Consider the following 25,444-nt stretch of genomic DNA (forward strand, 5'->3'; position numbering starts at 1 on the left):
TCTCTTACTGAATTGTTTATTTGTTCACTGAAAACGTTAATCCCAATTTCTCATCCGCAGAGCTGCTGCCCAAAACCAGTTTATAATTTCCAGGGTATAATTTCCAGCTATGGGTTGACATATCCCATTTTTGAAGTTCCCCTACCGGTATTTTTATACTAACGGTTTGCGTGCCGCCTTTGGTTACCGAAACTCTTTTAAAGGTTTTTAGCTCTTTAACCGGCATGCGGTCAATTTGCGGATACTCGATATAGGCCTGCACCACTTCATCTCCATCCATATTACCTGTGTTTTTTACCTGGATATCTGTAGTGATGGTATCCTTTAGTTTATATTTTTCTTTGGGTCCGTTTTTTAGCTCATAATTGAAAGTTGTATAACTCAACCCGAAACCAAACGGGTATTGCATCGGGCCATTGTAATAACGATAGGTGCGGCCTTTCATGTTATAGTCACTATAATCTGGCACATTGCTTAAGGCCTTATAAAAAGTAAGCGGCAAATGGCCGGATGGCGAAACATCGCCAAAAACAAGATCCGCAAGCGCGTTGCCGCCTTGCTCACCCGGATACCAGGCCATGATCACGGCATCAGCATAAGGGGCAATAGCGTCGATATCTACATCACTGCCGGCAGTTATCACCGCAATGATTGGTTTATGCTGGCAGCTTTTGCGCAATTCCTTCATAAACTTAATTTCGCTCGCCGGCAGGCTTAAACTCTTTTTATCACCGCCTGATTCCGAAAGAAAGGCATCCCCGGCTTCGCCTTCCAATACCGGCGACAGGCCAATCACCGCTATTGTTGCTTCGGCATTGCCGGCTGCCCAGGTCCCGCCAAAATGTACAGTATCTTTATAATCGCAGCCCAAATCATATTCCACCCGTGTACCTGGGCCAAGCGTTTTTGTGATCCCTTCTACAAAGTTTACTACTTTACCGCTGGTACCATGGTAATTGCCTACCATTGGGTCAATTGCACCCGCATTAGGGCCGATCACCATCATGCTGCCCAGCGTGTTTTTATTCAATGGTAAGATATTGTTGTCATTTTTGAGGAGCACCATACTTTGCTGTGCCGCTTTACGAGCCAATGCAATGTGAGCATCATTGTGTACACTATCGGCGCCGTAGGCATGGTAAGGGTTCAATGTCGGGTCGTCATAAAAACCGAGTTTAAATTCGGTGCGCAAAATGCGCGAAAGGGCGCCGTCGATCTCTTTTTCGGTCAACAAACCCTTTTTTACCGCATTAATCGCGTCCTCCTGCAAAACAGTAGAACAATCCAGGTCGATGCCTGCTTTAATGGCCGCAGCGGCCGTTTCCACCGGGCCGGGCAATGTTTTATGTGTTTCGTAAACATCATTAAGCGCGCCGCAATCGGTAACTACATGGCCTTTAAAACCCCACTCCTTCCTTAAAATATCGCTCAGCAACATTTTGTTGATAGAATTGGGCATACCGTTAACACGGTTATAGGCGCTCATTACCGATTCAACGCCATTGGTTACCAGCGTGTGGAAGGCATACAAATATGTTTCGCGCAGGTCTTTTTCATCAACTATAGCATCAAACTTATCCCTTGTAGCTTCGGGGCCACTGTGTACTGCAAAATGTTTGGCTGTTGCCGATGCTTTTAAATAGCGCGGATCATCGCCCTGCATACCCTTTACAAACGCCGAACCCATGGTAGCGGTTAAAAACGGGTCCTCGCCATAAGTCTCCTGTCCCCTGCCCCAGCGTGGGTCGCGGAAGATATTGATATTGGGCGTCCAGAAGGTAAGTCCCATGTATTGAATGCGTTTATCTTTGGCTACGGCCAGGTTATATTTCGCCCTTGCTTCAGTAGATATGATGGTTGATTCCTGTTTAAGCAGGTCGTCATTAAACGTAGCCGCCATGCCAATAGCCTGCGGAAAAATAGTAGCCTCGCCTGCCCTTGCAACGCCGTGCAGCGCTTCGTTCCACCAGTTGTAGGCAGGGATGCCCAACCGTGGTACGGCTTTACTCTGGTAACCAAGCAGGGAAACTTTTTCTTCTAAGGTTAATCGGGATACCAGGTCTTTTACGCGGGAATCGATGGGTTGAGATGGGTCTTTATAAACTAATTTATCCTGGGCTTTTAAAAAAACCGGTAAAAATGACAGGCAAACCAGTAGATAGACAAGCGTTGTTAATTTAATTTTCATAGCCGGCGCTAATTTAAATGTTTTTGTAACAGTTAAGAGATAAAATACCAATTTCGTAGAGACGCGATGCATCGCGTCTCCCACCTTCCGGGCCATACGCAAATTCAGCCAGTGTCATGTCATTAATAAATTGACTTTCAGGCTAAATCAGAACAACTTAAAAAATTCAAGGAGGAAATTTTTTAAAATAGTGTAAACCCAATTTCATTGCGTAAACATATAAATAATTTATTATTAGACATTTACAAAATAAAAAAACTTAAATGTGTAAACTTTTTGTAAACCCTTTTGTGCTTTTTGTGTTCAATGAATTTGTAGATTCACGATTGGTAAATTTATGGTTGACACGACACTATCATTAATAATTTACCGTCCGAATTTACTGCCCACCGTTTTAGAGACGCGAAGCATCGCGTCTCTACGGTATTCTACCGTAAAACATTTACATTAGCGCAACCAATAAAGTACCTTAAAGATAGGATACCCAAAAACATATAAAAATGAATATTTACAAAATAACGCTTGGCTTGTGCTTAACGATTGTCGCAACCAGCGCTATCGCACAGCAGGCCCCCTATGATACTACCAATAAACCGCAGCTCATCTCCAAACAATTTGCTTTTACAGAAGGCGCGTCGGTAGATAAAAAAGGGAACGTATTTTTTACAGACCAGCCTAATAATAAGATCTGGGAATACAGTACCGACGGTAAACTGACCATATTTATGGATAGCACGGGCCGATCCAACGGGATGTATTTTGATAAAAAAGGCAACCTGGTTACCTGCGCGGACGAACATGAACAGTTGTGGTCTATCAGCCCAAACAAAAAAGTAAAAGTACTGCTAACGGATTACCAGGGTCACATGATGAACGGGCCGAATGATATTTGGATAGATAACAAAGGCGGCATTTACATGACCGACCCCTATTACCAGCGCCCCTGGTGGACCCGCACCAAACCCGACCTGGACGGCGAAAAGGTTTATTACCTGCCAAAAGGGAAAACCCAGCCCATTATTGTGGATGCCGACGTTAAAAAACCCAATGGCATTGTGGGTACCACTGATGGCAAATACTTGTATGTAGCGGATATTGCCGACAATAAAACCTATAAATACACCATCAACAAAAATGGCACCCTTAGCGACCGGAAACTGTTTATTGAACAGGGATCGGACGGGATGACGCTGGATGAAAACGGCAATGTTTACCTCACCGGCAAGGGCGTAACCATTTATGATTCCGAAGGAAAAAAGATAGGCCAGATCGAAATCCCTGAACCATGGACGGCCAATTTGTGTTTCGGCGGGGCGAATAAGGATGTTTTATTCATCACGGCTTCGAAGGCGATCTATATAGTGAAGATGAATGTGAAGGGGGTGGAATGAGGAATTGGTTGATTAAGTTAACCCGATAGCTATCGGGTGAGTTAGATTAGGTTGATTGAGTTGCTTGTTTCTATTTTCTTTGGCTAAATTGCAGACACCGAATAATCCCAATATTGTGCCCGTTATCCATCGTGAAAAGCTAACCTGCGCCCTCAATAACCCCGATAAAATCTGGGATGTCATCATCGTTGGCGGGGGTGCAACAGGTTTGGGCACCGCTTTAGATGCAGCATCACGCGGCTATAACACCCTACTTCTGGAACAGGCCGATTTCGCTAAAGGTACGTCCAGCCGCAGCACTAAACTGGTGCATGGGGGCGTGCGGTATTTGGCGCAGGGTGATATTGGTTTGGTGAGAGAGGCTTTGTACGAACGCGGCCTGCTTTTAAAAAATGCCGCACACCTGGTAAAAAATGAATCATTTATTATTCCGAATTACCAATGGTGGAAAGGAGCCTACTATTCTTTCGGCTTAACTTTATATGACCTGCTGGCCGGGAAACTGAGTTTCGGGCGATCAAAACATATCTCAAAAAAGGAAACCATTGACAGGTTGCCGGGCATCAAACAACAGGGCCTTTATGGCGGCGTAGTTTACCACGACGGGCAGTTTGACGATGCGCGGCTGGCGATCAACCTTGCCCAAACCTGTTTGGAGCAGGGCGCAACCGTTTTAAACTATTTTAAAGTTACCGGTTTACTAAAAGCGGGGGGCAAAACTACCGGTGTTTGGGCAACGGATATGGAAACCGGCGTAGCTTATCAAATCAAAAGCAAAGCGGTGATTAACGCTACGGGGGTTTTTGTGGATGAACTGATGCAGCAGGACGAACCACATAAAAAACCGCTGGTCAGGCCTAGCCAGGGGATTCATATTGTGCTCGATAAGTCGTTTATGCCGGGGGATGATGCATTGATGATCCCCGAAACGGATGATGGGCGGGTACTTTTTGCGGTGCCATGGCATGGAAAACTATTAATTGGCACTACGGATACACCCGTCGATGAACATAGCCTTGAACCGAGGGCGCTTGAAGAGGAGATCGGTTTCGTGATGCGGAATGTAAGCAGGTATTTAACCAACGCGCCCGAACGAAAAGATGTGCTGAGCGTATTTGCCGGGTTACGCCCTTTGGCTGCACCGCAGGAAGGCAAAAAGGGCACCAAAGAGATCTCGCGCAGGCATAAAATCATCGTTTCTGCATCCGGGTTGATCACCATTACCGGGGGTAAATGGACCACCTATCGCCGTATGGCGCAGGACACCGTTGATAATGCGATTGAAACCGCCGGGCTTGATATGCGAAAATGTATGACGACGAACTTACCGATCCATGGAAACATTAAAGATGTCGACCGCGCCGATCACCTGTATGTTTATGGCAGCGACAGGGATGCTTTACTTGATCTGATTAACGAAAATCCGGAATGGGCAGAAAAATTGCATCCTGATTTAGATTATATCAAAGCCGAAGTAGTTTGGGCCCTGCGCTATGAAATGGCCCGGACGGTTGAAGATGTGCTTGCAAGGCGGGTGAGGGTGCTTTTCCTGGATGCCAGAGCCGCTATGGAAATGGCGCCGGTTGTAGCCGGCTTAATGGCCATCGAACTAAAAAAAGATAAAAATTGGGAAGTAAGCCAGGCCGACGAATTTATTAAATTGGCCAAAGGCTACCTGCTATAAACACGCTCATCCGGCATTCATAAACTCGTTAATAGCTTCGATATAATGACAACCCTGGCGGTTATGAGCACGCATTTTTGCTGCGATGCTGTTGATCACCCGCTGAATCTTAACCTCAATTTTTACCAGCGGACAAACGCCTGCAGTTTTTACAGCGAACTGTTGTTCCGCCGAGATTTGGTTCAGCTTAGTTTTGATAGCCTTTAACGCAGGTGCGTTTTTACGCATCTGGTGCCAGTCCATAAACTCTGCCATCTGCTCCGCAATGATCATTTTTGCTTTCGGGGCTTCCGCTTCTCTTTTTTGCAGCGTTTCATCTTTTAGTTTTCCCAGTTCATCTACATTGATTAAAGTAATCCCAGCCATCCCTTTTACCGAACTTTCGACGTTGTTGGGGACAGAAAGATCAATGATTAGCTTCTCCCCTTTATCTTTTAAATGTGCGCTTAAAATAGTGGGTTCAGTTGCGCTTGTGGCGGTTAGTATAATATCGGCATCTGCTATACATGCTTCCAAATCATTGATGGGGGCATGTTTTAAATTTAATTCAGCAGCAAGTTGAACTGCTTTTTCTTCGGACCGGTTAACCAGCGTAATATTGGTTGTACCTAAATAATCAACCAGGTTTTTGCAGGTATTCCGGCCTATTTTGCCTGTGCCTACCAGCAATATTTTTTTATCAGTAATATTTTGAAAATGCGATTTGATGTATTGCACCGCAGCAAACGAAACCGATACCGTGCCGCCACTTAAGGCTGTATCATTTTTGATGGTTTTTGAAGTTTGTAAGACACAATTCACCAAACGGTCTAAAAAGCAATTGATAAAACCTCGTTCACGCGCAAGTTTGACTGCTTGTTTTATCTGGCCAATGATCTCGTAGTCACCCAGGATCTGCGAATCAAGCCCCGCTCCTACATTAAATAAATGGTCTAATGCCTTTTCGCCATTCTTAATATAGGCTAAACTTTTAAAGGCTTGGGCCGTACCTGATGTTTGGGTACATAGCAAATTGATGAGTTGTTCCGGCCTATCGGCAAAGCCGTAGATCTCGGTACGGTTACAGGTGGAAATAATGAAAAAAGAATCCAGCTCAAAGGAAGGAGCAATATGAAAAATAGCTTCATACTGTTCGTTATTAACAGCAAATTGCCCCCTTGTGCCTGCATCTGTTTTTTTATAGTTGATGCCGGCAATAAAGAAATTTGAAATATTAACGGGGCGATTTATTTCCATTTTTTTACTTTAAACTAATAACGCAATAAAAGTTAATACGGATGTCCGGGATATAAATATTATTGTCAATTAACTGTCATTTAGTTGGTTTATTGTGTATTTAGGGACTTATTTGAAGGATTACCGAAATATTATTTAAAAAAACAGGCCCGGAAAATATTTCCGGGCCTTGTCAAACAATAAACTAATCAATTACTAACTCATATCAAATTACATTTGAACAACGGTAGTCCTTAACGATTCTACAATCTTCCCAAGCGAATTAATGATGCTTGAAGGAACTTTATTTTTATTGGCCCCTGCCACCAGGTCGGCCACAAAAGCATCAAAATCAGCATTGGTAGCTTTGCCGTTCATGCGGTCGTTTGTAGCCGGATTATGTGCATCGTGCATATTCAACCCGATATAGATAAAATCCTTAGCGCCGGTAGCGCCCGCCACGAACGTGGTAAGATTTTCGCTCAAGTCGGTAAAACCTGACAGATCGCCTTTGGTAACTTCCGAAAGCAATACGGTAAAGTGGCCATTGATTTTGCTATCGGCAGCGATGACAAAAATAGTACTGTCGATTACATTGCGGATAGATAAACGGCCCTTCTCGATCATTGCACCCGCATGTGTCGGATCGGCAACCAATGTTGTGCCGCCTAAAGTGTCATACAGGGTGGTTCCGATGGTGGTTTTTACAGGCGTGGTACTTGAATTTTTGCTGCATGATTCGATCAACAGAACACAAAAAAATGCGGCAAGGGCGATGGGTAGGAATGTTAACTTTTTCATAGGGTTTTAAATTACTTTTGTGATTACTTTATAAATTTTATATGTGTAAGAAGATGCTGCCACCGGGCAGCTGTGTTTGAGATTTTCGGCTGTTGCCATAAAACGGTCGGCTTTGTAAGGGAAATGAGCCTTAAAATTGCTTACCACCTGGTCGCCGGTAGTTTTAACCGGGAAGAAGGTAAAAACAACAATACTTGTTTGCGGATTTACCAATACATGGTCAACCCCTTTTTGATGAACCATAAAGGCGGATATCTTGTTGGCATCGTCCTGTGTGATGGGTTGTTTAATGTCTATCCGTGCCATCACTTTTGTGTAAGCATCCGGGGCGGGGCGATAAACAAAGTAGATGTGGACAGCTAACACTACGAACAGGAACAAAAATGTCCCGAAGGTGTAGAGCAGGATTTTGATGAGCTTTTTTTTCATGGCAGTGATGATTAATTGTTTATTTAGTTTGATTTATTCGAGATGCCCTTTCTGACATTTCCCTTACAATTACGGAGAACCTGCTACCCCCGGTTTTATCAAAACCTGAAAAATGATAGTCCTGTAAGTTGTAAGGATTTACTGCAACATTTTTGCAGTCTCATCCTACTACAACTGCGCCGATTATGTTAATTCGAAACGGTTGATCACTATCAACTCAAATCATTGTTACCTGACTGTTTATTTTGAACTTGTGTACCCGGCGTAATTTGGCTAAAGCCACACTTTGATGCTTCTTTATCCGTCGGTTGAAACCGACGGCAATGATTGAAACATCGCGTACAATTCATTGCCGTCCATTTTGAGCGACGGATAGGTACACAATAAACAGGCGGCTTTTACCAAAAAAACTAATAGGGGAGAATTTAGACGTTGTCGTTGATTATCTGTAATAATTCCCTAATTTTAACCAACCAACCTGCGACCAATTTAAATTATGGAAGAGAAATACATTTTGGCTTTAGACCAGGGCACTACCAGTTCGCGCGCTATTATTTTTGATCATCAGGGGCAGATCATGTCTGTCGCCCAAAAAGAATTCACGCAAATTTTCCCGCAACCAGGTTGGGTGGAGCATGATCCGAACGAGATCTGGTCGTCGCAGGCGGGCGTTGCCGCAGAAGTGACCGCCAAATTCGGGATCAACGGCACCAATATCAGTGCCATAGGTATCACCAACCAGCGCGAAACCACCATAGTTTGGAACCGCGAGACCGGACTGCCTGTTTATAATGCCATTGTCTGGCAGGACAGGCGGACTGCCACCTTTTGCGACCACCTGAAAAATGAAGGTTTAACGGAACCTATCCGCTCAAAAACAGGTTTGATCATCGATGCCTATTTTTCGGCTTCAAAAATAAACTGGATCCTTAACCATGTTGAGGGCGCCAAAGAACTGGCAGCTGCCGGTAAACTGGCTTTCGGGACGGTGGACAGCTGGCTGGTTTGGAAGTTTACCCGCGGGAAAGTACATGTTACCGATGTTACCAATGCCAGCCGCACCATGCTGTATAATATCAAAACACTGGAATGGGACGAGGAGCTATTGCAGATCTTCGGCGTTCCGCGCAGTATGCTGCCAGAGGTAAAACAGTCAAGCGAAGTTTACGGCGAAACGGCCACGACTATTTTTGCGTCGAAGATCCCGATTGCCGGCATTGCCGGCGACCAGCAGGCTGCCCTTTTCGGGCAAATGTGTATTGATAAGGCGATGGTAAAAAACACTTACGGTACAGGGTGTTTTATGCTGATGAATATCGGCGAACAGTTTATCGCTTCAAAAAACAACCTGCTTACGACCATAGCCTGGAGGATCAACGGGAAAACAGAATATGCCTTTGAAGGCAGTATCTTCATAGGCGGCGCCGTGGTGCAATGGCTGCGCGACGGTCTCGGAATTATCAGATCTTCAGCAGAGGTGGAAGACCTGGCCATGCAGGTAGAAGATACCGGTGGCGTTTACTTTGTTCCTGCATTTGCGGGACTCGGGGCTCCTTACTGGGACTCAGAAGCAAGGGGGACTATTGTTGGCCTAACACGGGGTTCAACATCGGCTCATATTTCCAGGGCGGCTATTGAAAGTATTGCTTTCCAAACGGTGGATGTTTTAAAAGCGATGGAAGCAGATGCCGGTTTAAAAATTAAGGAATTGCGGGTTGATGGCGGCGCCACGGCCAATAACCTGCTGATGCAATTCCAGGCCGACCTGTTGAATTGTAAGGTGATCCGCCCGAAAATAGTGGAAACAACCGCGCTTGGTGCGGCATATTTGGCAGGGCTGGCGGTTGGCTACTGGAAAAACGTGGAGGAGATCCGGCAGCAGTGGCAATCCGAAAGGGATTTTATCCCGGGCGCTGATCCCGCTGATGTGGAGAAAGCCATGGCTGGTTGGAAACGGGCGGTTAGCGCGGCGAGGAGCTTTTAAGATAAGTCAGAAGTCTCGAGTCGAAAGTCTTAAGTCTAACCGCTGGAGTTTTTTGACTTCGGACGCCAGACTCAAGACTATAGACTAACATTAAATCACCAACATAAACCCAAATCAAATGACCCCATTTATGGCCGAAATGATCGGCACCATGCTATTGATACTTTTAGGCGACGGTGTAGTTGCCAATGTTTTATTAAATGACACCAAGGGCAACAATGGCGGCCTCATCGCTATTACCACGGCCTGGGGGTTGGCGGTATATGTGGGCGTAGTTGTTGCCGGGCCATACAGCGGGGCACATTTAAACCCTGCGGTAACTATAGGGCTGGCCATTGCGGGTAAGTTTGCCTGGGCTTTGGTTCCCGGTTATATTATCGCGCAGATGCTGGGGGCATTTATGGGGGCGTTTTTGGTGTGGCTGATGTATTATGATCACTTTCAGCGTACCAATGCGCCTGGATCTATATTAGCGGTTTTTTGTACAGGGCCTGCTATCCGCAATTATGTTTCAAACATAGTTAGCGAGGTCATCGGCGCCTTTGTGTTGGTATTTACCGTTTTTTATATTTCGGGTGCACAGATCACACCAAGTAAAACGCCTATCGGGCTGGGCTCTGTCGGCGCATTGCCAGTAGCTTTATTGGTTTGGGTGATCGGCCTATCGCTTGGCGGCACAACGGGCTATGCCATTAATCCTGCCCGCGACCTTGGTCCGCGTATCGTACATTTTCTTGTTCCCATAAAAAATAAGGGAACAAGTGATTGGGCGTATGCCTGGATTCCCGTTATCGGGCCGATAGCTGGCGCGGCACTGGCGGCAATTTTGTATTTGAATTTGCATGTTTAAGGCATGACCGAAAATGAAATCTCAAGAATTGTTTTTGATTGTGCTTTAAAAGTTCATCAGCATTTGGGGCCGGGTCTTTTGGAAAGTACATATCAAGAATGTTTATTCTATGAATTAAATAAAACTGGCCTCAAAATCGAAAAACAAAAACCGCTGCCATTAATATATGAAGAAATACGGCTGGATGTTGGTTACAGAATTGACATAATTATTGAAAATAAGTTTATTATAGAAATCAAATCTGTGGATGCGTTAAACGATGTTCATATGGCTCAAATTTTAACTTATCTTAAATTATCAGATTGCAAACTTGGTTTTTTAATAAACTTTAATGTTCTTTTAATCAAAAACGGTATAAAAAGAGTTATAAATGGAACTTTGCGCTAAACAAAATAATTAACCACAAGGGGCACTAAGGTTTCACAAGTACCACTAAAAAAATTGGAATCTTTATAATCTTAAGTGAAAAACAAGCCAAAAAGGTAAATATACGTTGTGTACTTAGTGCAACACTTTGTGTCCATTGTGGTTAATAGTTAATAGTTATCAGACAATTACTAGGGAACTGCATTTGCAGAAAATTAATTTAAGAATAGCATTACCCGGTTTGAAATATTTATTTTTAAATTTCGGGCTTGTTTAGTAAAGAAGAAGCATCGCAACTCCGCCAGGCATTCTGGACTACCTTCGGGCAGTATATTTCACCGCAATTATCGGCCGAAGGGCTGAGGGTTAACTGGATAAACTATAAAACCGGTCTTAAACACGTTTACTTTAAGATGGAAGCGGATAAAAAAACCGCCACCATAAGTATTGAGCTTGCCCACCCGGACAGCGGCATACAGGAGCTATTTTTTGAACAGTTTTTGGAGTTTAAAAATATCCTGCATACTACTACAGGCGAAGAATGGCTTTGGGAACTGCACCATACCGATGACAGCGGCAAAACAACCAGCCGTATCTACCAGCAAATCAACGGCGTAAGCATTTTCAATAAAAACGATTGGCCCGCGCTCATTTCCTTTTTTAAACCGCGTATCATAGCGCTGGATGAGTTTTGGAATGACGTGAAGGACGGGTTTGACGCTCTCAAATAATGTCAACTCGAATTTATCGAATTCATGGAATTTAAGAATTTTAAGAAATAGCATTATTCCATTCCCCATGGCGATTCAATCGCTTTTAAAAAGGAGGCTCCTACAGAGCCTCAAAACGGATCAAATTTTTCTATAAACAGGCCGCTCCTCCGGAGCTAATGCTAACCTGTATATCAGACTCCAGAGGAGTCACGTGTTTATAGAAAAGTAAATTGAAAATTAAGGCTCCAGTGGAGCCTCCTCCCGGTTGTTTTATTTAAAAAGCGATTGCCTAATGGCCAATTCTGTTAATTCCTTAATTCGAAAAATTCGAGTTCAGACGAAATTAACCCAGCGCAAATTTAACCGCCGCATTTGCATGCAGTACAGTGGTATCAAATAGCGGTACGGAACAATCTTCCGGCTTTATCAGGTGAGGGAATTCCGTACACCCTAAGATCACGCCTTCCCCTCCCTGCTCAATCAAGCCATTGATAATCCGCAGAAATTCAGCTTTGGTTTTGGCGGTAAAAATATCTTTGCCAAACTCCTCGAAAATGGCGTTATGGATGAGTTGCCTGTCTTCCGGGCCGGGGATAAGCACTTCAATTTGTTTTTCAATCAGTTTGTTTTTAAAGAAATCCTGTTCCATCGTGATCCGGGTGCCCAGCAGGACAACTTTTTTGATATTGCGGGAGGCGATCTCTTCGGCGGCAGCTTCGGCAATATGGATCAGCGGAATGCCTAACTTCTGCCTCACCCCTTCGGCAATTAAATGCGGGGTATTGGCGCAAAAAACGATGCCGTCGGCGCCATCATGCTCCAGCTTTTGAGCGATGGCTGTAAACTTTGCGGTGAGTTCTTCCCAGTCTGAAGGATCGACCGGCGGCCTGAACTCTTCGAAATTTACGGAATAAAGGAGAATTTTGGCAGAGTTTAAACCGCCAAGCAATTCATTGGTTTTTTGGTTGATGAGCCTGTAATAATCAATGGTAGATACCCAGGTAGTGCCCCCGATGAGGCCGAGTGTTTTCATAGTGTTGTGTCTGGATTGCAAATTAAGGATTATGGCATTTGATTGGTGCCATTTTAAAATAGATTTATCGTGTAAACCCTAAAATTAATATCCGCCATGAATCCTAAAATCTTTTAATCCTACGAATCCTAGTCCTTTTTACTAACTTTGTTAGCATGAGACGTTCCGGGAGTGCCGATCTGCCATTGCATTATGGCCATGTGCCCGTTTGGCTTGCCGAACGGATGGCTAAGCTGGGCCTGGCCGTGGTGGAAAATATTGTGCTGGATTATGGCAAAGACGAGGTTTTAGCCCGCCTGAGCGATCCTTTCTGGTTCCAGAGCCTGGGCGCGGTAATGGGGATGGACTGGCATTCCTCAGGGATCACCACCTCGGTGATGGGCGCTTTAAAACGATCGGTAAACCCGCACAGCAAAGAGCTGGGTATTTATATTTGCGGCGGCAAGGGCAAATATTCCAAACAAACACCTGATGAGTTGATAAGGATAGGCCAGGCCACCGGGCTGGATGGCAATTACCTGGTTAAATGCAGTAAGTTGGCCGCCAAGGTGGATAATACGGCCGTGCAGGATGGCTTTCAATTATATACCCACAACTTTATTTTAAGCAGCAGCGGCAAATGGGCAGTGGTGCAACAAGGTATGAGCGATGAAACCAGCACGGCCCGGCGCTACCACTGGCATTCGGAAGCGCTGAGTACTTTTGTGGATGATCCGCATACTTCTATTTATGGCCAAAATGCTGGTAATATTATCAATATGGCCGATAGCAGGGCACAAAACAGCAGAAATGCCATAATGCAGATAGCCGGTGAACAGCCCGACCGGATGTTGAAGGAGATCAGTAAACTGGTAATGCCGGCCCATCATGATGTACGTGCAAAAGATGTGGACCTGAAAAGGCTTGGCTCGGTTTTATGGCTGGCACATGAAAAACAGCCGAAGGATTTTGAGGGACTTTTACAGCTACAGGGCCTGGGTCCGCGCACATTGCAGTCGCTGGCTTTAGTGAGCGAGGTGATCCATGGCACACCGTCCCGGTTTAAGGACCCTGCACGATTTTCATTTGCGCATGGCGGAAAAGATGGTCACCCATTCCCGGTGCCCTTAAAAGTTTATGATGAAACCATTGGCATATTACAAACGGCCATCCATAAAGCAAAGATCGGCGAATCAGAAAAGAATGAAGCGATCAAGCGCTTATCAAAAATAGCAGCGCAGGCCGAAAAAGACTTTACACCGAATGCTAATTTTGATAAAGTGATTGAACGGGAAAGAAACGATTCCCGGAAATACGGCGGGCGCACCGTTTTCGGGAAAGCAAAACCGCCGGCGCAGCTGACGTTATTTTAGGTAAAACATTTTTAAGCAGGCATGTGTTGTAAACCTAAGATCTGCAACAAAAGAATTTTTCTTTAACAGTATTATCCAGCTAATTAAATTAACACAGAATTTTTTAAAAAATGCATTAAATTATTTAATCCGAATAGTTAATAAATTTACAAGTTTTCCAAAATAGCCAGGTTGTTTGCAATTATTGCGCTAAAAGATTTACGTATTACCAGGTTTTTAATTATTTTCAGATAATTAGTATATAATTGTAATTAGCGTCACATTTATTGGGGCAAAAAGTAAAAAAATTTGGAATTACAATAAATATTTCTAATTTTTGATGAAGAATTTAATAAAGATTCAAAGATATTTGATAAATAACCATTAAAATCTACGATTATGAATGTAAAATTGTTTGCCGAAATCATAAAAACCCTTAAAGATATATTTACCCCGCGCAACAAAAAATTAATACCTGTTAAAGTTTACGCTAACAATCGCCGCAATATCAGGTAATTCTTAATTAAATCTCCTTTCCAGGTTGTTCCATATTTCATTTGAAATAGTTTCGGCATCCCTGTTTCCATTTGTTTTAAAAATCTCCTCCACGGATTGCAGCAACTCCATTACTTCAAAATATTTGTTGCGTACATTTTGCAGGTTTTCAAGGGTTTCATAAAGTTCAATTGAAGTCCTCCCCTTTTTTAACCGTTCCATGCTTTGTTCAGGAGTTATATCAATAAAAACATTAACATCGGGCTTTAATAAATTGGCGCTTAGTGAATTTGCCTGGATCACCCAGTTCAAATCCATGTGGGTGCTTTGATAAGCGTATGATGAAAAATAATACCGGTCGGTAATTACGGTATAGCCTTCCTCCAGCATTTTGATAATACCGTTTGTTTTGTTTAACAGATGGTCGAGCCTGTCGGCAACGAAAAGACCGGCGATCACCCGGTGATCAGCCTCCATTTTATGGGTGAATATATCCCTGATAATTTTACCTATCGGGCTTTCAGTAGGTTCGCAGGTGGTGTAAACTTTTAGTCCGGCTTGTTCGAGTTTGTCTTTCAGTAATTTTACCTGGGTGCTTTTTCCGCTCCCATCGATGCCTTCAAAGGCAATAAAAAGGTTTTTCTTCATTAAGATATTTATCCGGATTTATAGTCACCCAAATATACGGCCTTAATCGGAAACTTTGCGGGCAAGCCTCACCTAAAATGCAAAGCATGCATTAACAAAAATAAAAAAGCAATACACCTGCGTGAATAAGTCCTCTCCTTTGGAGCGGGCTGGGTAAGGCACTAGCGCTATTTAAGCTTAGCCAGGATTGCCTTTGCTGAATCCAGGTGCATTTTAATCGTTGGCAAGGTTGCGGCAGCAAATTTATCAACATCGGCATCAGTGCTTTTACCGGCATTTGTAAATAAATCGAGTGCTGCCTGGTGATCGGCAACCATCATTGTTAAATAGGCCTTATCAAATGCGGCCCCGTTTTGTTTGGATAGCGCAGCAATCATTTGCTGATGAGCGGTGTTAATGGTATCAAGGCTATCCACCAATTTGCTTGCTTCCATCTTTTTTAAAGCACTGTCAGCGTTGGTGTGATCATTCATCATCATCTTGGCGAAACCAATTACCTGGTGATTGTTGGAATTAGTTATGGCGAGGCCTGAAGCCTTAATTTCGGTGAGACCACTTTCAATAGCAGTTTTTATAAACTTTTGTCCGGCAGAGTCAACCTGGGGCTCCTTATTGTAATTTTTTCCGGGATTATTCTGACACGCCTGGGCAAACATGAATAAAATCATCCCAATTGCGAGGAAAGTTATATTTTTCATTTTGAAACGGTTATAATTAATAAAGGTATAACATTTGCAAATGAATATAGTTTAATGCGACCTGTCAATTATTAAGATATATTTTGGGGAATATAGATCGTGACATCCTTTAGGTTTTAAAGGGCAGGAGCCAAAAAATTGCGGGCTGCCCAATAACCATGGGCAGCCCGTATTAAAAAGACGTTGGGGTTACCTACGCCAAATTCCTCCCCGCATTTACAATACCATAAACCGTGCGGATCACCAGCTTGTTATAAATTTTAGCCAGTTCTTCATCCGGGTTATTGTTTAGGCAGTGTAATGCATAGTGCTGCATAATCACCAATGGCAAAACAATTTTTTCGCGGATGGCGATGGAGCGCCGCTCTACCGGATATTCTCCCATCAGCATGGTAGTACCCGTTAATTCAAGCAGCATTGCTTTCGTTAATTCATATTCATCACGCAGCATTTTCCAAAACGGGCCAAACTTTTTATCTTTCTCCAGGTAGGCAGTGACCCGGAAATCTGATTTCGTCATAGACATGACGCAGTTATCAACCATCGTTTTAAAGAAGCCTGATGAGTTATAAAGATCTTTTACCTCATTCCAGTTACCCGCTTCCTTCATTTTATTGAGGGCCGTGCCGACGCCATAAAAACCAGGTATACTTTGTTTGAGTTGGCTCCACGAGGTTACAAAACTAATGGCCCGCAAATCCTCCAGTTTAAGGGCAGCATCCGAATTCCGTTTGGTTGGCCGGCTGCTGATATTGATATGCGAAAGCAGTTTCAGCGGGCTGAACTTTTCAAGGTATTCCACAAATAAAGGGTGTTGCCTAAGTTCAAGGAACAATTGATAGCTTTCTTCCGCCATGTCTGAGATGAGCGCTTTATGCTTAACATCCAGCAGATCATTAGGATTTGGCTGCAGCGCTGAAATAACTCCCGCGTTAATCAGCTGTTCCATATTAAAGCGCGCTGTTTCTACCGAACCGTATTGCGAACTTACAGTTTGCCCCTGTATAGTCAACTGGATATGCTTATTGGCGATCTCATCGCCCATAGAAGCATAAAAACGATGAGTTTTACCACCGCCGCGTGCTGGCGGGCCTCCCCTGCCATCAAAAAATGCCAGATCAATACCGTATTTCCTTGCCATGGCGGTCAATTCAACTTTAGCGTTGTAGATAGACCAGTTGGCCATCAGGTAGCCGCCATCTTTAGTACTATCGCTAAAACCCAGCATTATTGTTTGTACATTACCTCTCCGCGCCAGGTGTTCTTTGTAAACCGGATGGGTATATAAAGTCTCCATAACCTGTGCCGCGCTTTTAAGGTCGTTCACCATTTCAAACAGCGGCATAAAGTCAACGCTCAGGTTTTCTTTTTTCCAGCCGCTCCATAAAAACAGGTCCATCAACTGTAATATATCCGATGCCTGCTGGCAGTTGCTGATAATAAAACGCTGGCATGCCTTTTCACCATTCGTGTACTGAATTTCCTTCATCAGCCGGATGGTATTCAGCGTATCGCAAATCAGTTTATCCTCGTCTTCGGGGCATACGATATTTGCCTCGTTAAATACTATATTTTTTATTTTCTCTTCTTCAGAAAAGTCCAGGAAACCATTGGGTATACCTGTATCAATTCCTGAATTCGTCGTGCAGAATTTAAACACTTTACGTAATACACGGCTATCCTGCCTGATGTCTAGCGTTGCAAAATAGCATCCAAAAAGGCTCACTTTCCGAATCAGATCATCAACAAGATTAACAAAAAGGCTATCGTGATCGGCCACCAAAGTATGCCTGATCGACCTCAGTAATTCCAGTATTTCGGGTTGCAGATCCCTGTCATCCTGTTTAAAGTTAGCGTTCGAATAGATCAGTTTATCCAGGTCGGCCATGGCTTTCTCCACCCCGCGAAAAGTAACGCGTCTTTTCAACACCCTATAATCGCGGTAGTAGCATCTGAACGCGCGCTGCCTTAAAAAACTCGCCACCGACTTTGTAATTTCGGTAGTAACGTTAGGATTCCCGTCCCTGTCGCCGCCAGGCCAAAAGCCCAATTCAAGTAATTGGTTATGGCGTTCAGGGTTGATATCAAACTCTTCATCCAGCTTTGATTGTATGCCCGAAACAGCATGGTAAAATATATTTTCGAGGAACCAGGCCAGGCTGATCGCTTCGTCAACCGGTGTGGGGGATGTTTTATTAAAAAATGGCGTTTTACCTAACTGTTGCAATAAAACGTCGATGGTGTTGATATCGTTTGTTTTTAATGCTTCAATCAGGTCGGTCATTATTCCAAGGATGGTACCCGGATAAAATTGGGTAGGGTGTGCCGTTAACACCAGCCGTAATGAAAAATCATTCAGTTTTGCACTGATCTCGTTTCGGGCATCCTGGCTTACTGCCGCCTGTTGCGTTAAAACCTGGAGTGTACCAGTATCATCAGCCCTGCCCAATTTATTAAAGGAAGAATCTTCGATAGCGTCAAACAAAACCACCTGCCGTTCGATGTATTGTATAAAGCGAAACATGCGGTTGATTTGCTCGCGGTGATCGATATCGGGCACATATTTTTTGAAAAACGATTCAATAATGGCGGTTGGGGATATTAGTTTATTGGTTTCCTTTTCGCAATGGGAACTAAAAAACGGCAGCAAAATACCTGTATCCTTAACCTGGTAAAACGGCAGGGTTTGAAACAAACTATTATATAACTCAAACCGCATTACAACTTCATTGTTAAAAGCTGTTTCTCTGTGGCTGAGTTTTAAGTTTAAGGGCATAACGGATTAAATTGAATAAAAAATAAATTACTATAATTGGTTAAATACAAACCAGGCACCGGAGGTCAGCCTTTCCGGGGGCCGGTATTTTTCGGATGTGAATTTACACATCTGATTGCTAAATTAATAAAAAAATGAGTAATTTATAAAGGTTTGATAATATTTATGCAATATTTATTAAAATAAGGCATACTTATTTAATTTTTGTAAATTTGCAGGATGATTTTGGCCTCAAAAAAATCATTTAGGAAAAGGCAATTTTCGCCCTTCGCTTAAATGACGGAATAAAACATCGTCAATAAAGGCCTGTTGAGCACAAAAAATAGTAAAAACGATGAAAATCAATTACAGAGAAATAAAAAGCTTTTTTTACAGCCAGTATTTCTCTGACGGTTTGCGGATGACTACCGGAATCCTGCTGCCATCACTTATCGCTCTGCAATTTAACCATTTCGATGTAGGGCTTACCCTTTCCCTTGGTGCATTATGCATTTGCACGATAGATACCCCTGGCCCATTAATGCACAAACGGAACGCGATGGCCATCGGCAACCTTTTTCTGTTCGCGGTAGCGGTGATCACAGGCTTTGCAAGGTTAAATGTTTTTACACTGGGGCTGGAGGTAACTTTGCTGTCGTTCCTGTTTTCAATGTTTACCATCTATGGCAACAGGGCCGCATCGGTTGGAACTTCTGCCCTCCTGGTGATGATATTTATGATGGACAAAGCCGAAAAACCTGAAGAGGTTTTAGGATACAGCGCCATTATTTTATTAGGGGGCATATGGTACATGCTTTTCAGCCTGGTATTTTTTGGTATCCGGCCATATCGCGCAGCACAGCAAACCCTCGGCGAAAACATTGCAGATATTGCCGATTTTTTACGCATAAAAGCCGATTTTTATTTACCTGACACCGATATTGACGAAAATTACCGGAAACTGGTTAGCCAGCAGATTAAAGTTAGCCAGCACCAGGACGCAGTAAGGGAACTGCTGTTTAAAAGCCGGGTGATGGTAAAGGAATCAACCAGCGCCAGCCGGATCCTGCTGCTGACTTTTGTAGATTTAGTAGACATGTTTGAACAGATCATGGCTACCCATTACGATTACAGCCATATCCGCTCAAAGTATAAGGATACCGGGGTATTAAATGAGATTGCCATTGTACTGCAGCATATGGCCGAAGAAATGGACAATATTTCCTTTATGGTGATCTCCAATACCCGCAATAAGTTTAAAGGGGATTTTATTGAAGAACTGGAACAGTTAAAAAGCCGGATAGATGCCTTAGGGAAAAACGAACAGGGAACCAGCAACCTGGCGTTAAAAAAGATCCTGATCAACCTGCGCGATCTTAACGACCGGATAAAGAGTATATACAAGTATTATAATTCAAAGTATTCAGAAACCCTTATGGGCGGGGTTTATGATGAGGAATATGCCAAATTTGTTACCCACCAGGATTATGCGCCGCATATCTTTTTTGATAACTTTTCTTTTTCATCTACCGCCTTTAAGCATGCCTTGAGGGTATCGCTGGTTTGCCTGGTTGGTTTTATCCTGGCCAAAACCATAGCCAACGGCCACCATAGCTACTGGATCCTGCTAACGATTATCGTGATATTGAAACCGGGCTTCAGTTTATCCAAACAGCGCAATTACCAGCGGCTTATAGGTACGGTTATCGGGGGCATAGCGGGGATTATAATCCTGCGGTTTATACCCAACCGTGATACCCAATTCATTTTGCTGATTATTTTTATGATAGGCACCTACAGCTTTACCCGGTTAAATTACGTGGTAAGCGTGTTGTTTATGACGCCTTATGTACTTATCCTTTTTAAATTCCTGGGCGTTGGATTGCTGGTACGGGAGCGGGAAATTGATACCTTAATAGGTTCAACTATCGCTTTTATAGCCAGTTACTTATTATTCCCCAGCTGGGAATATGACAATATACAGGATAGGTTGAAAGATGTAATTTATGCCAATTTAAATTACCTGGTAAAAATAGCGGAAAGCATTACCGGCATTGAAGTGGGTACCATTGAATATAAACTGGCGCGTAAAGATGTATTTGTGAAATCAGCCAATCTTTCGGCCTCTTTTGAGCGGATGACCTCAGAACCCAAACGCCGGCAAAAAAACGTAAAAGATGTACATAAATTTGTGGTGCTTAACCATATCCTTTCCTCTTATATCGCTACGGTAGCTTCCACCATTTCGGGCAAAAAAAAATACCAGAACCAGGCGGAGGACATAAAACTGATCAAAAAAAGCATAGCGGTATTGAATGATACCAGTGAAAAGCTGGGCGGAAAGTTAATTGACTTTAAGAGAGGGAAACCCGCCCCTGCAAGTACGCCCGCCCTGCCATTAACCCAGCATGACGACATCTTGTTGAAGGAGCAGCTGGGCTTTATCAATAGGATCAGTGTGGATATTGCAAGGGTAACGGAGAGTATTGTTGGTTCATAGTTGATGGTTCATAGTTCATAGCCTGAAGTTATCTGAATACCTCGCATAGCCCCTCTGTCCCTGCGGAATACTCTTCGAGATAATCTGCGAAGACAGAATTATATCAGCTTGTCAAATCATTTCTACTTAGCTAATGTTGTAACAGCGATAATAACACCAAAATTACCACCCGTTTGTGTCCACTTTTTTTCGGGCAAATAAGTCTTTGAAACAAAACCGTCTAGATACAAGGCATTTTTGCAGCCGATACTTTTGAAATATTTGGCAAAATCGTAAAAGTTTATTCCTGATTTCGACATCGCGAACACTATTCTATTGCCTGGTAATATCCCTACCCCATTTCTTATATTCAAGTTTGTTGAATTTTCTTTAAAGGCTGGATGTATTTCCCCATCGATTACCAACATCGGCCCGGATTGCGTCGCATATTTTATTTTTTTATTATTGGTAAAGGTCGCGGTTGTGCAAATAACTGGTATGTCATCTTTGGTAATGTAAAAAACGCCATTTGGTTTCAGGTAAAAATTCCCGCTGCTACTTGTAGTATCTAAAGATGACAAGACTTTTTGGTCTTCGATAAAAAGGCCCTGTGGCGAGTTGTCCGGTTTGTACATCCCTCCGTTCGTGGCAAACACAAGGGTTCGTTTATGTTTATTGAGCCATGTTTTTAAATTTTGGATATTCCGGAAAATTTCATTTTGATCATTTTTCCAATATAGTTTTATTTCTCCTCTTCTAGCGTCAGCGATATAACTCACAAACCTGTCGTCTTCTGTTTGGACCTTTTTAGCAAAAACAAATATTCCAAAAATGGTAAAAAACAGAATAGTAGCAAGTAAGATGATAGAGTTCCTTTTCATGATGCAGGATGGTATTTTTTCTGTTTATCAATTACAACAACTCCGTAGCTAAATTAGCCAACTCGCTGCGCTCCCCTTTTTGCAGGGTAATATGCGCATAAAGCGGGTGGCCTTTGGCCTTATCAATCAGATAACTCAGTCCGTTACTTTCTGCATCCAGGTATGGGGTATCTATCTGGTAAATATCGCCTGTAAACACAAACTTGCTATTTTCGCCGGCACGGGAAATGATAGTTTTTACTTCGTGCGGGGTCAGGTTCTGGGCCTCATCGACAATAAAAAAGATCTTGCTCAGCGTGCGTCCGCGGATGAAGGCCAGCGGGGCGATGGAAATTTTATCGTTGGCCACCAGTTCATCAATTTTTGCCTGCATTTTATCATCATCGGCAAACTGGTCTTTAATAAATTTAAGGTTATCCCATATCGGCGCCATATAGGGGTCGATCTTTGACTTGATATCGCCCGGCAAAAAGCCGATGTCCTTATTACTCAACGGCACAATGGGCCTGGTAACAAAGATCTGCCTGAAATTTTTACGCTGCTCCAGCGCGCTGGCAAGGGCGAGTAAAGTTTTGCCGGTGCCCGCGTTTCCCTGTATAGACACCAGTTTAATATCCGGGTGCAGCAGGGCATGGATAGCAAAGGCTTGTTCAATATTTTTAGGAAAAATATTAAAAACCGGCTGTTCGGTTATTTTTTCCAGCTGGGCCGTTTTTGAATTGTAAAAACCCGGTACCGAACCCTTTTTACCGTTTAAAATATAAAAATGATTGCTGGTATGGGGCTGCATTTCAAAGCTGCCGGCTCCTACTGTTTCTGATTTATTAAGCTGGCTGATGAGTTTTTCGGGTACTTTATGTAAAGTAGTTTCGCCTGTGTAAAGCTCATCCAGGTTTTTAATTTTTCCCGTCTCGTAATCTTCGGCGTGCAGGTTAAGCGATTTGGCCTTTAGCCGCAGGCAAATATCTTTTGATACCAGCACTACCTTTTTATCCGGGTATTCTTCCTGCAGGCCCAAAGCGGCATTCAGGATGCGGTGATCAACTTTATCTGAACCAAAAACAGCTTCGGCATCAATCCCCAGGTTTTTGGTGTCCATGATCACCTTAAAGTTGCCCTTACTTTTCCCGTTAAGGGGCCGCCACAGGTTGATTAAGTGATTGTGAGAAATATCGTCCATCAGCCTGATAAAGCTGCGGGCCTCAAAATTGCGGGTATCGTTGCCGCTTTTCATGTTATCCAGCTCTTCCAGCACCTGGATAGGGATGGCCACATCATGTTCCTGGAAATTTTCAAACGCATTATGATCATATAAGATCACCGAGGTATCTAAAACAAATATTTTTGGCCTTCCGTCCTGCCTGGTTTTGCCTTCCTTGCTCATGTGCGTCTAAATTAGTTAATTTCAGCCGGGAGGGAAAATAGAAATTATATATTGACGGAAAAAAAATCGGGTAAAAAGCGAAAACGGAAGCCTCTTCTTGCGATTCGACTTCCGTTTCCTGACCCTATGTTTAACCGTGGTCAAACATATGGCATCAAGTTTTGTGTATTTTAACCGACCTGCTATTCTGTTGTCCTTGCGGGCATTGATTCCTTTCAGTTCATCAGTGGTGTTTGCTTTTCTCCGTAAAAAATTGCAAGCCTGCTGATCCTCATTTAATTACCTTCTTTTTCAGCGACTTTCGCCGTTTTCATTTTTGGGTAACTCAGGGTACTTCCGTGATCTTTAGCTCGCCCTGGGGTCCGCCCGATTCAGTTCCGTATTCCTGTGAGATGTCAAAGTACGTCGTTCTTGATGATTCTAATGTAGGGCCTGACTGAATATTTGTCAAGCTTTTTTTTTATTTTTTATTAACAGGTTTTTAACAATTTTATACCATGTAGTTTATATTGATTTATAAAAGATTTAGGGTGATATATTACAATTATCCGGAGTTATTAACATCATAGTTATTCACATAATAGCCTAAAAATCGCTTATTGCAGATTGATAGATATTCTTAAATACTGAATTTTATAATTTTTTTTTTTTAAAGAGAGCAAAACACCACTGTTTTTAACCCTTTTTTTGGCTTGCAAAAGAGAGGGTAAACAATAATTTATTAACAAACCGCTTTTCCTTTTAACGCCTTCTCCTTTGGAGAGGGTTGGGTGAGGCCACTTTTATAAATATTTTAAAAACTTGCTATTGCTAAAGATTTCCGTTAAATATGTACAACAATCAATTACCAGCCATTTAAACCAAATTAATGAAACGCAGCTATTACATTGTAGCATTAATCATGCTCACTTTTTTTGTGATTTCCTTTTTAACAAATATCATAGGCCCGCTGGGCCCTGAGTTTATAAAGGATTTTAAATTGAGTACCGGGATGGCTGGCGTATTGCCGTTTGCATTCTTTATCGCCTACGGGGTAATGTCTATCCCCTCAAGCATGCTGGTACAGAAGTATAATGAAAAGGTGATCATGACTGCTGCATTTGTTGTCGCGTTCCTGGGGGCGTTACTTTTAGCTGCCGAGCCGAATTACCTGACCGCTGTTTTATCCTTGTTTTTAATAGGTTGCGGAATGGCCATGCTGCAGGTAGTGATCAACCCTTTATTAAGAACCGCAGGCGGGGAGGAAAATTATGCTTTTACCTCTGTTCTGGCACAATTGATATTTGGCGGTGCTTCATTTGTAAGCCCGTTTGTGTATTCGTACCTGGTATTAAATTTGGCGCAGGGAAACCATTCGGGTATTTTTTCGGTATTGCAACCTTTGGTGCCGCATGATCTGCCCTGGATCTCGCTATACTGGCTTTTCACCGTGATCTGCGTTTTTATGTTTGCCGTTTTGCTGCTCTCGCGGTTTCCGAAAGTTGAGTTAAACGAGGATGAAAAAGCGGGGCCATGGGCCACGCATGTGATGCTTTTTAAAAAGCCTGTTGTTATTTTATATTTTATCGCACTGTTCAGTTACGTAGGGACTGAACAGGGCGTATCCTACTGGATGTCTGAATTTCTGTTCCGCTATCATCATTTCAATTCCGAAACTACCGGCGCGCATGCGGTAGGCTATTTTTGGGGATTGATGACTGCCGGCGGTGTTTTGGGTTTGTTTTTATTAAAACTGATGGATAGCCGTAAACTGCTGGTGCTGTTTACCATCCCTGCAATTATTGCTTTAACATTTGGCCTTTTTGGCAGCGCGCAGGTTTCCTTATATGCTTTCCCGATAGTTGGTTTCTTTATGTCGGTAATGTATCCTATTATTTTCTCGCTGGCATTGAGTTCGGTAGATGAGCATCATGGTTCATTTGCGGGCATTTTGGTAACAGGCATTATTGGAGGCGCCGGCATTCAGCTGCTTATCGGCGGACTTGGTGACCTGGTTGGACTGCGGGCGGCAATGATGGTGCTTTACATTACTTTTGGCTATATGCTAAGCATTGGTTTTTGGGCGAAACCATTGATTACCAATAAAACTATATTTGACACCAAAGATAAAGTATAACAG

General features: G+C 43.1%; 19 protein-coding genes. 9 read left to right on the plus strand and 10 right to left on the minus strand.

Translation table 11 applies throughout. The annotated features are described in order from the left end of the window. Positions 1-16: 16 nt before the first annotated feature. Positions 17-2,188, minus strand: coding sequence for a glycoside hydrolase family 3 N-terminal domain-containing protein (locus tag MgSA37_RS15330; protein ID WP_096353112.1), 2,172 nt, complete (start codon positions 2,186-2,188; stop codon positions 17-19). A 500-nt stretch (positions 2,189-2,688) separates the two neighbouring features. Between MgSA37_RS15330 and MgSA37_RS15335 the strand changes: the two genes are divergently transcribed. Further along, on the plus strand, positions 2,689-3,579 hold the full coding sequence (locus MgSA37_RS15335) for an SMP-30/gluconolactonase/LRE family protein (RefSeq protein WP_096353114.1): 891 nt from the start codon (positions 2,689-2,691) through the stop codon (positions 3,577-3,579). A 169-nt stretch (positions 3,580-3,748) separates the two neighbouring features. Next, positions 3,749-5,263 carry a glycerol-3-phosphate dehydrogenase/oxidase gene (locus tag MgSA37_RS15340; RefSeq protein ID WP_096357523.1) on the plus strand — a complete coding sequence of 505 codons (1,515 nt, stop codon included), beginning with the start codon at positions 3,749-3,751 and terminating at the stop codon, positions 5,261-5,263. A 6-nt stretch (positions 5,264-5,269) separates the two neighbouring features. Here MgSA37_RS15340 and hemA read toward each other — a convergent pair whose 3' ends face one another. The 3 genes from hemA to MgSA37_RS15355 form a co-directional block, all read right to left on the minus strand. Then, positions 5,270-6,499 (minus strand): glutamyl-tRNA reductase, encoded by a 1,230-nt coding sequence (hemA, locus tag MgSA37_RS15345; RefSeq protein WP_096353115.1) that lies wholly within the window; start codon positions 6,497-6,499, stop codon positions 5,270-5,272. A gap of 210 nt (positions 6,500-6,709) precedes the next feature. Next, positions 6,710-7,279 (minus strand): globin family protein, encoded by a 570-nt coding sequence (locus MgSA37_RS15350; protein ID WP_096353117.1) that lies wholly within the window; start codon positions 7,277-7,279, stop codon positions 6,710-6,712. Between the two features lie 6 nt (positions 7,280-7,285). Then, on the minus strand, positions 7,286-7,708 hold the full coding sequence (locus MgSA37_RS15355; RefSeq protein ID WP_096353118.1) for a hypothetical protein: 423 nt from the start codon (positions 7,706-7,708) through the stop codon (positions 7,286-7,288). 496 nt (positions 7,709-8,204) lie between these two features. Here MgSA37_RS15355 and glpK point away from each other — a divergent pair, with 496 nt between their 5' ends. The 4 genes from glpK to MgSA37_RS15375 all read left to right on the plus strand — a co-directional run bounded on the left by glpK (position 8,205) and on the right by MgSA37_RS15375 (position 11,639). Then, positions 8,205-9,692 carry a glycerol kinase GlpK gene (gene glpK, locus MgSA37_RS15360; protein WP_096353120.1) on the plus strand — a complete coding sequence of 496 codons (1,488 nt, stop codon included), beginning with the start codon at positions 8,205-8,207 and terminating at the stop codon, positions 9,690-9,692. Positions 9,693-9,810: 118 nt separating this feature from the next. Further along, the gene (locus MgSA37_RS15365; protein WP_096353121.1) at positions 9,811-10,542 is read left to right on the plus strand and encodes an MIP/aquaporin family protein; all 732 of its coding nucleotides are present in this window, start codon (positions 9,811-9,813) and stop codon (positions 10,540-10,542) included. A gap of 3 nt (positions 10,543-10,545) precedes the next feature. Continuing rightward, positions 10,546-10,929, plus strand: coding sequence for a GxxExxY protein (locus MgSA37_RS15370; RefSeq protein ID WP_096353123.1), 384 nt, complete (start codon positions 10,546-10,548; stop codon positions 10,927-10,929). 248 nt (positions 10,930-11,177) lie between these two features. Then, on the plus strand, positions 11,178-11,639 hold the full coding sequence (locus tag MgSA37_RS15375) for a DUF4268 domain-containing protein (protein ID WP_096353124.1): 462 nt from the start codon (positions 11,178-11,180) through the stop codon (positions 11,637-11,639). Positions 11,640-11,964: 325 nt separating this feature from the next. Here MgSA37_RS15375 and MgSA37_RS15380 read toward each other — a convergent pair whose 3' ends face one another. Further along, positions 11,965-12,654: an aspartate/glutamate racemase family protein gene (locus tag MgSA37_RS15380; RefSeq protein ID WP_096353126.1), complete on the minus strand. Its 690-nt coding sequence runs from the start codon at positions 12,652-12,654 to the stop codon at positions 11,965-11,967. A gap of 155 nt (positions 12,655-12,809) precedes the next feature. Here MgSA37_RS15380 and MgSA37_RS15385 point away from each other — a divergent pair, with 155 nt between their 5' ends. Continuing rightward, the gene (locus MgSA37_RS15385) at positions 12,810-14,006 is read left to right on the plus strand and encodes a DUF763 domain-containing protein (RefSeq protein ID WP_096353127.1); all 1,197 of its coding nucleotides are present in this window, start codon (positions 12,810-12,812) and stop codon (positions 14,004-14,006) included. A gap of 498 nt (positions 14,007-14,504) precedes the next feature. On the opposite strand, the gene tmk is transcribed toward MgSA37_RS15385, so the two are convergent. The 3 genes from tmk to MgSA37_RS15400 all read right to left on the minus strand — a co-directional run bounded on the left by tmk (position 14,505) and on the right by MgSA37_RS15400 (position 18,602). Beyond that, positions 14,505-15,128 (minus strand): dTMP kinase, encoded by a 624-nt coding sequence (gene tmk, locus MgSA37_RS15390; protein WP_096353129.1) that lies wholly within the window; start codon positions 15,126-15,128, stop codon positions 14,505-14,507. 167 nt (positions 15,129-15,295) lie between these two features. Beyond that, positions 15,296-15,826, minus strand: a complete 531-nt coding sequence (locus MgSA37_RS15395) for a DUF4142 domain-containing protein (RefSeq protein WP_096353130.1) — start codon at positions 15,824-15,826, stop codon at positions 15,296-15,298. Between the two features lie 193 nt (positions 15,827-16,019). Next, on the minus strand, positions 16,020-18,602 hold the full coding sequence (locus MgSA37_RS15400) for a phosphoenolpyruvate carboxylase (RefSeq protein ID WP_096353132.1): 2,583 nt from the start codon (positions 18,600-18,602) through the stop codon (positions 16,020-16,022). Positions 18,603-18,936: 334 nt separating this feature from the next. Here MgSA37_RS15400 and MgSA37_RS15405 point away from each other — a divergent pair, with 334 nt between their 5' ends. Beyond that, positions 18,937-21,081, plus strand: coding sequence for an FUSC family membrane protein (locus MgSA37_RS15405; protein WP_096353133.1), 2,145 nt, complete (start codon positions 18,937-18,939; stop codon positions 21,079-21,081). Positions 21,082-21,203: 122 nt separating this feature from the next. Here MgSA37_RS15405 and MgSA37_RS15410 read toward each other — a convergent pair whose 3' ends face one another. Then, the gene (locus tag MgSA37_RS15410; RefSeq protein WP_197706003.1) at positions 21,204-21,839 is read right to left on the minus strand and encodes a phosphodiester glycosidase family protein; all 636 of its coding nucleotides are present in this window, start codon (positions 21,837-21,839) and stop codon (positions 21,204-21,206) included. Between the two features lie 133 nt (positions 21,840-21,972). Beyond that, positions 21,973-23,325, minus strand: a complete 1,353-nt coding sequence (locus MgSA37_RS15415) for a PhoH family protein (RefSeq protein WP_096353136.1) — start codon at positions 23,323-23,325, stop codon at positions 21,973-21,975. An 868-nt stretch (positions 23,326-24,193) separates the two neighbouring features. Here MgSA37_RS15415 and MgSA37_RS15420 point away from each other — a divergent pair. Beyond that, positions 24,194-25,441 (plus strand): MFS transporter, encoded by a 1,248-nt coding sequence (locus tag MgSA37_RS15420; protein ID WP_096353138.1) that lies wholly within the window; start codon positions 24,194-24,196, stop codon positions 25,439-25,441. The last annotated feature ends 3 nt before the right edge of the window (positions 25,442-25,444 follow it).

This window comes from Mucilaginibacter gotjawali, assembly GCF_002355435.1.
In the GTDB taxonomy this organism is placed as follows: domain Bacteria; phylum Bacteroidota; class Bacteroidia; order Sphingobacteriales; family Sphingobacteriaceae; genus Mucilaginibacter; species Mucilaginibacter gotjawali.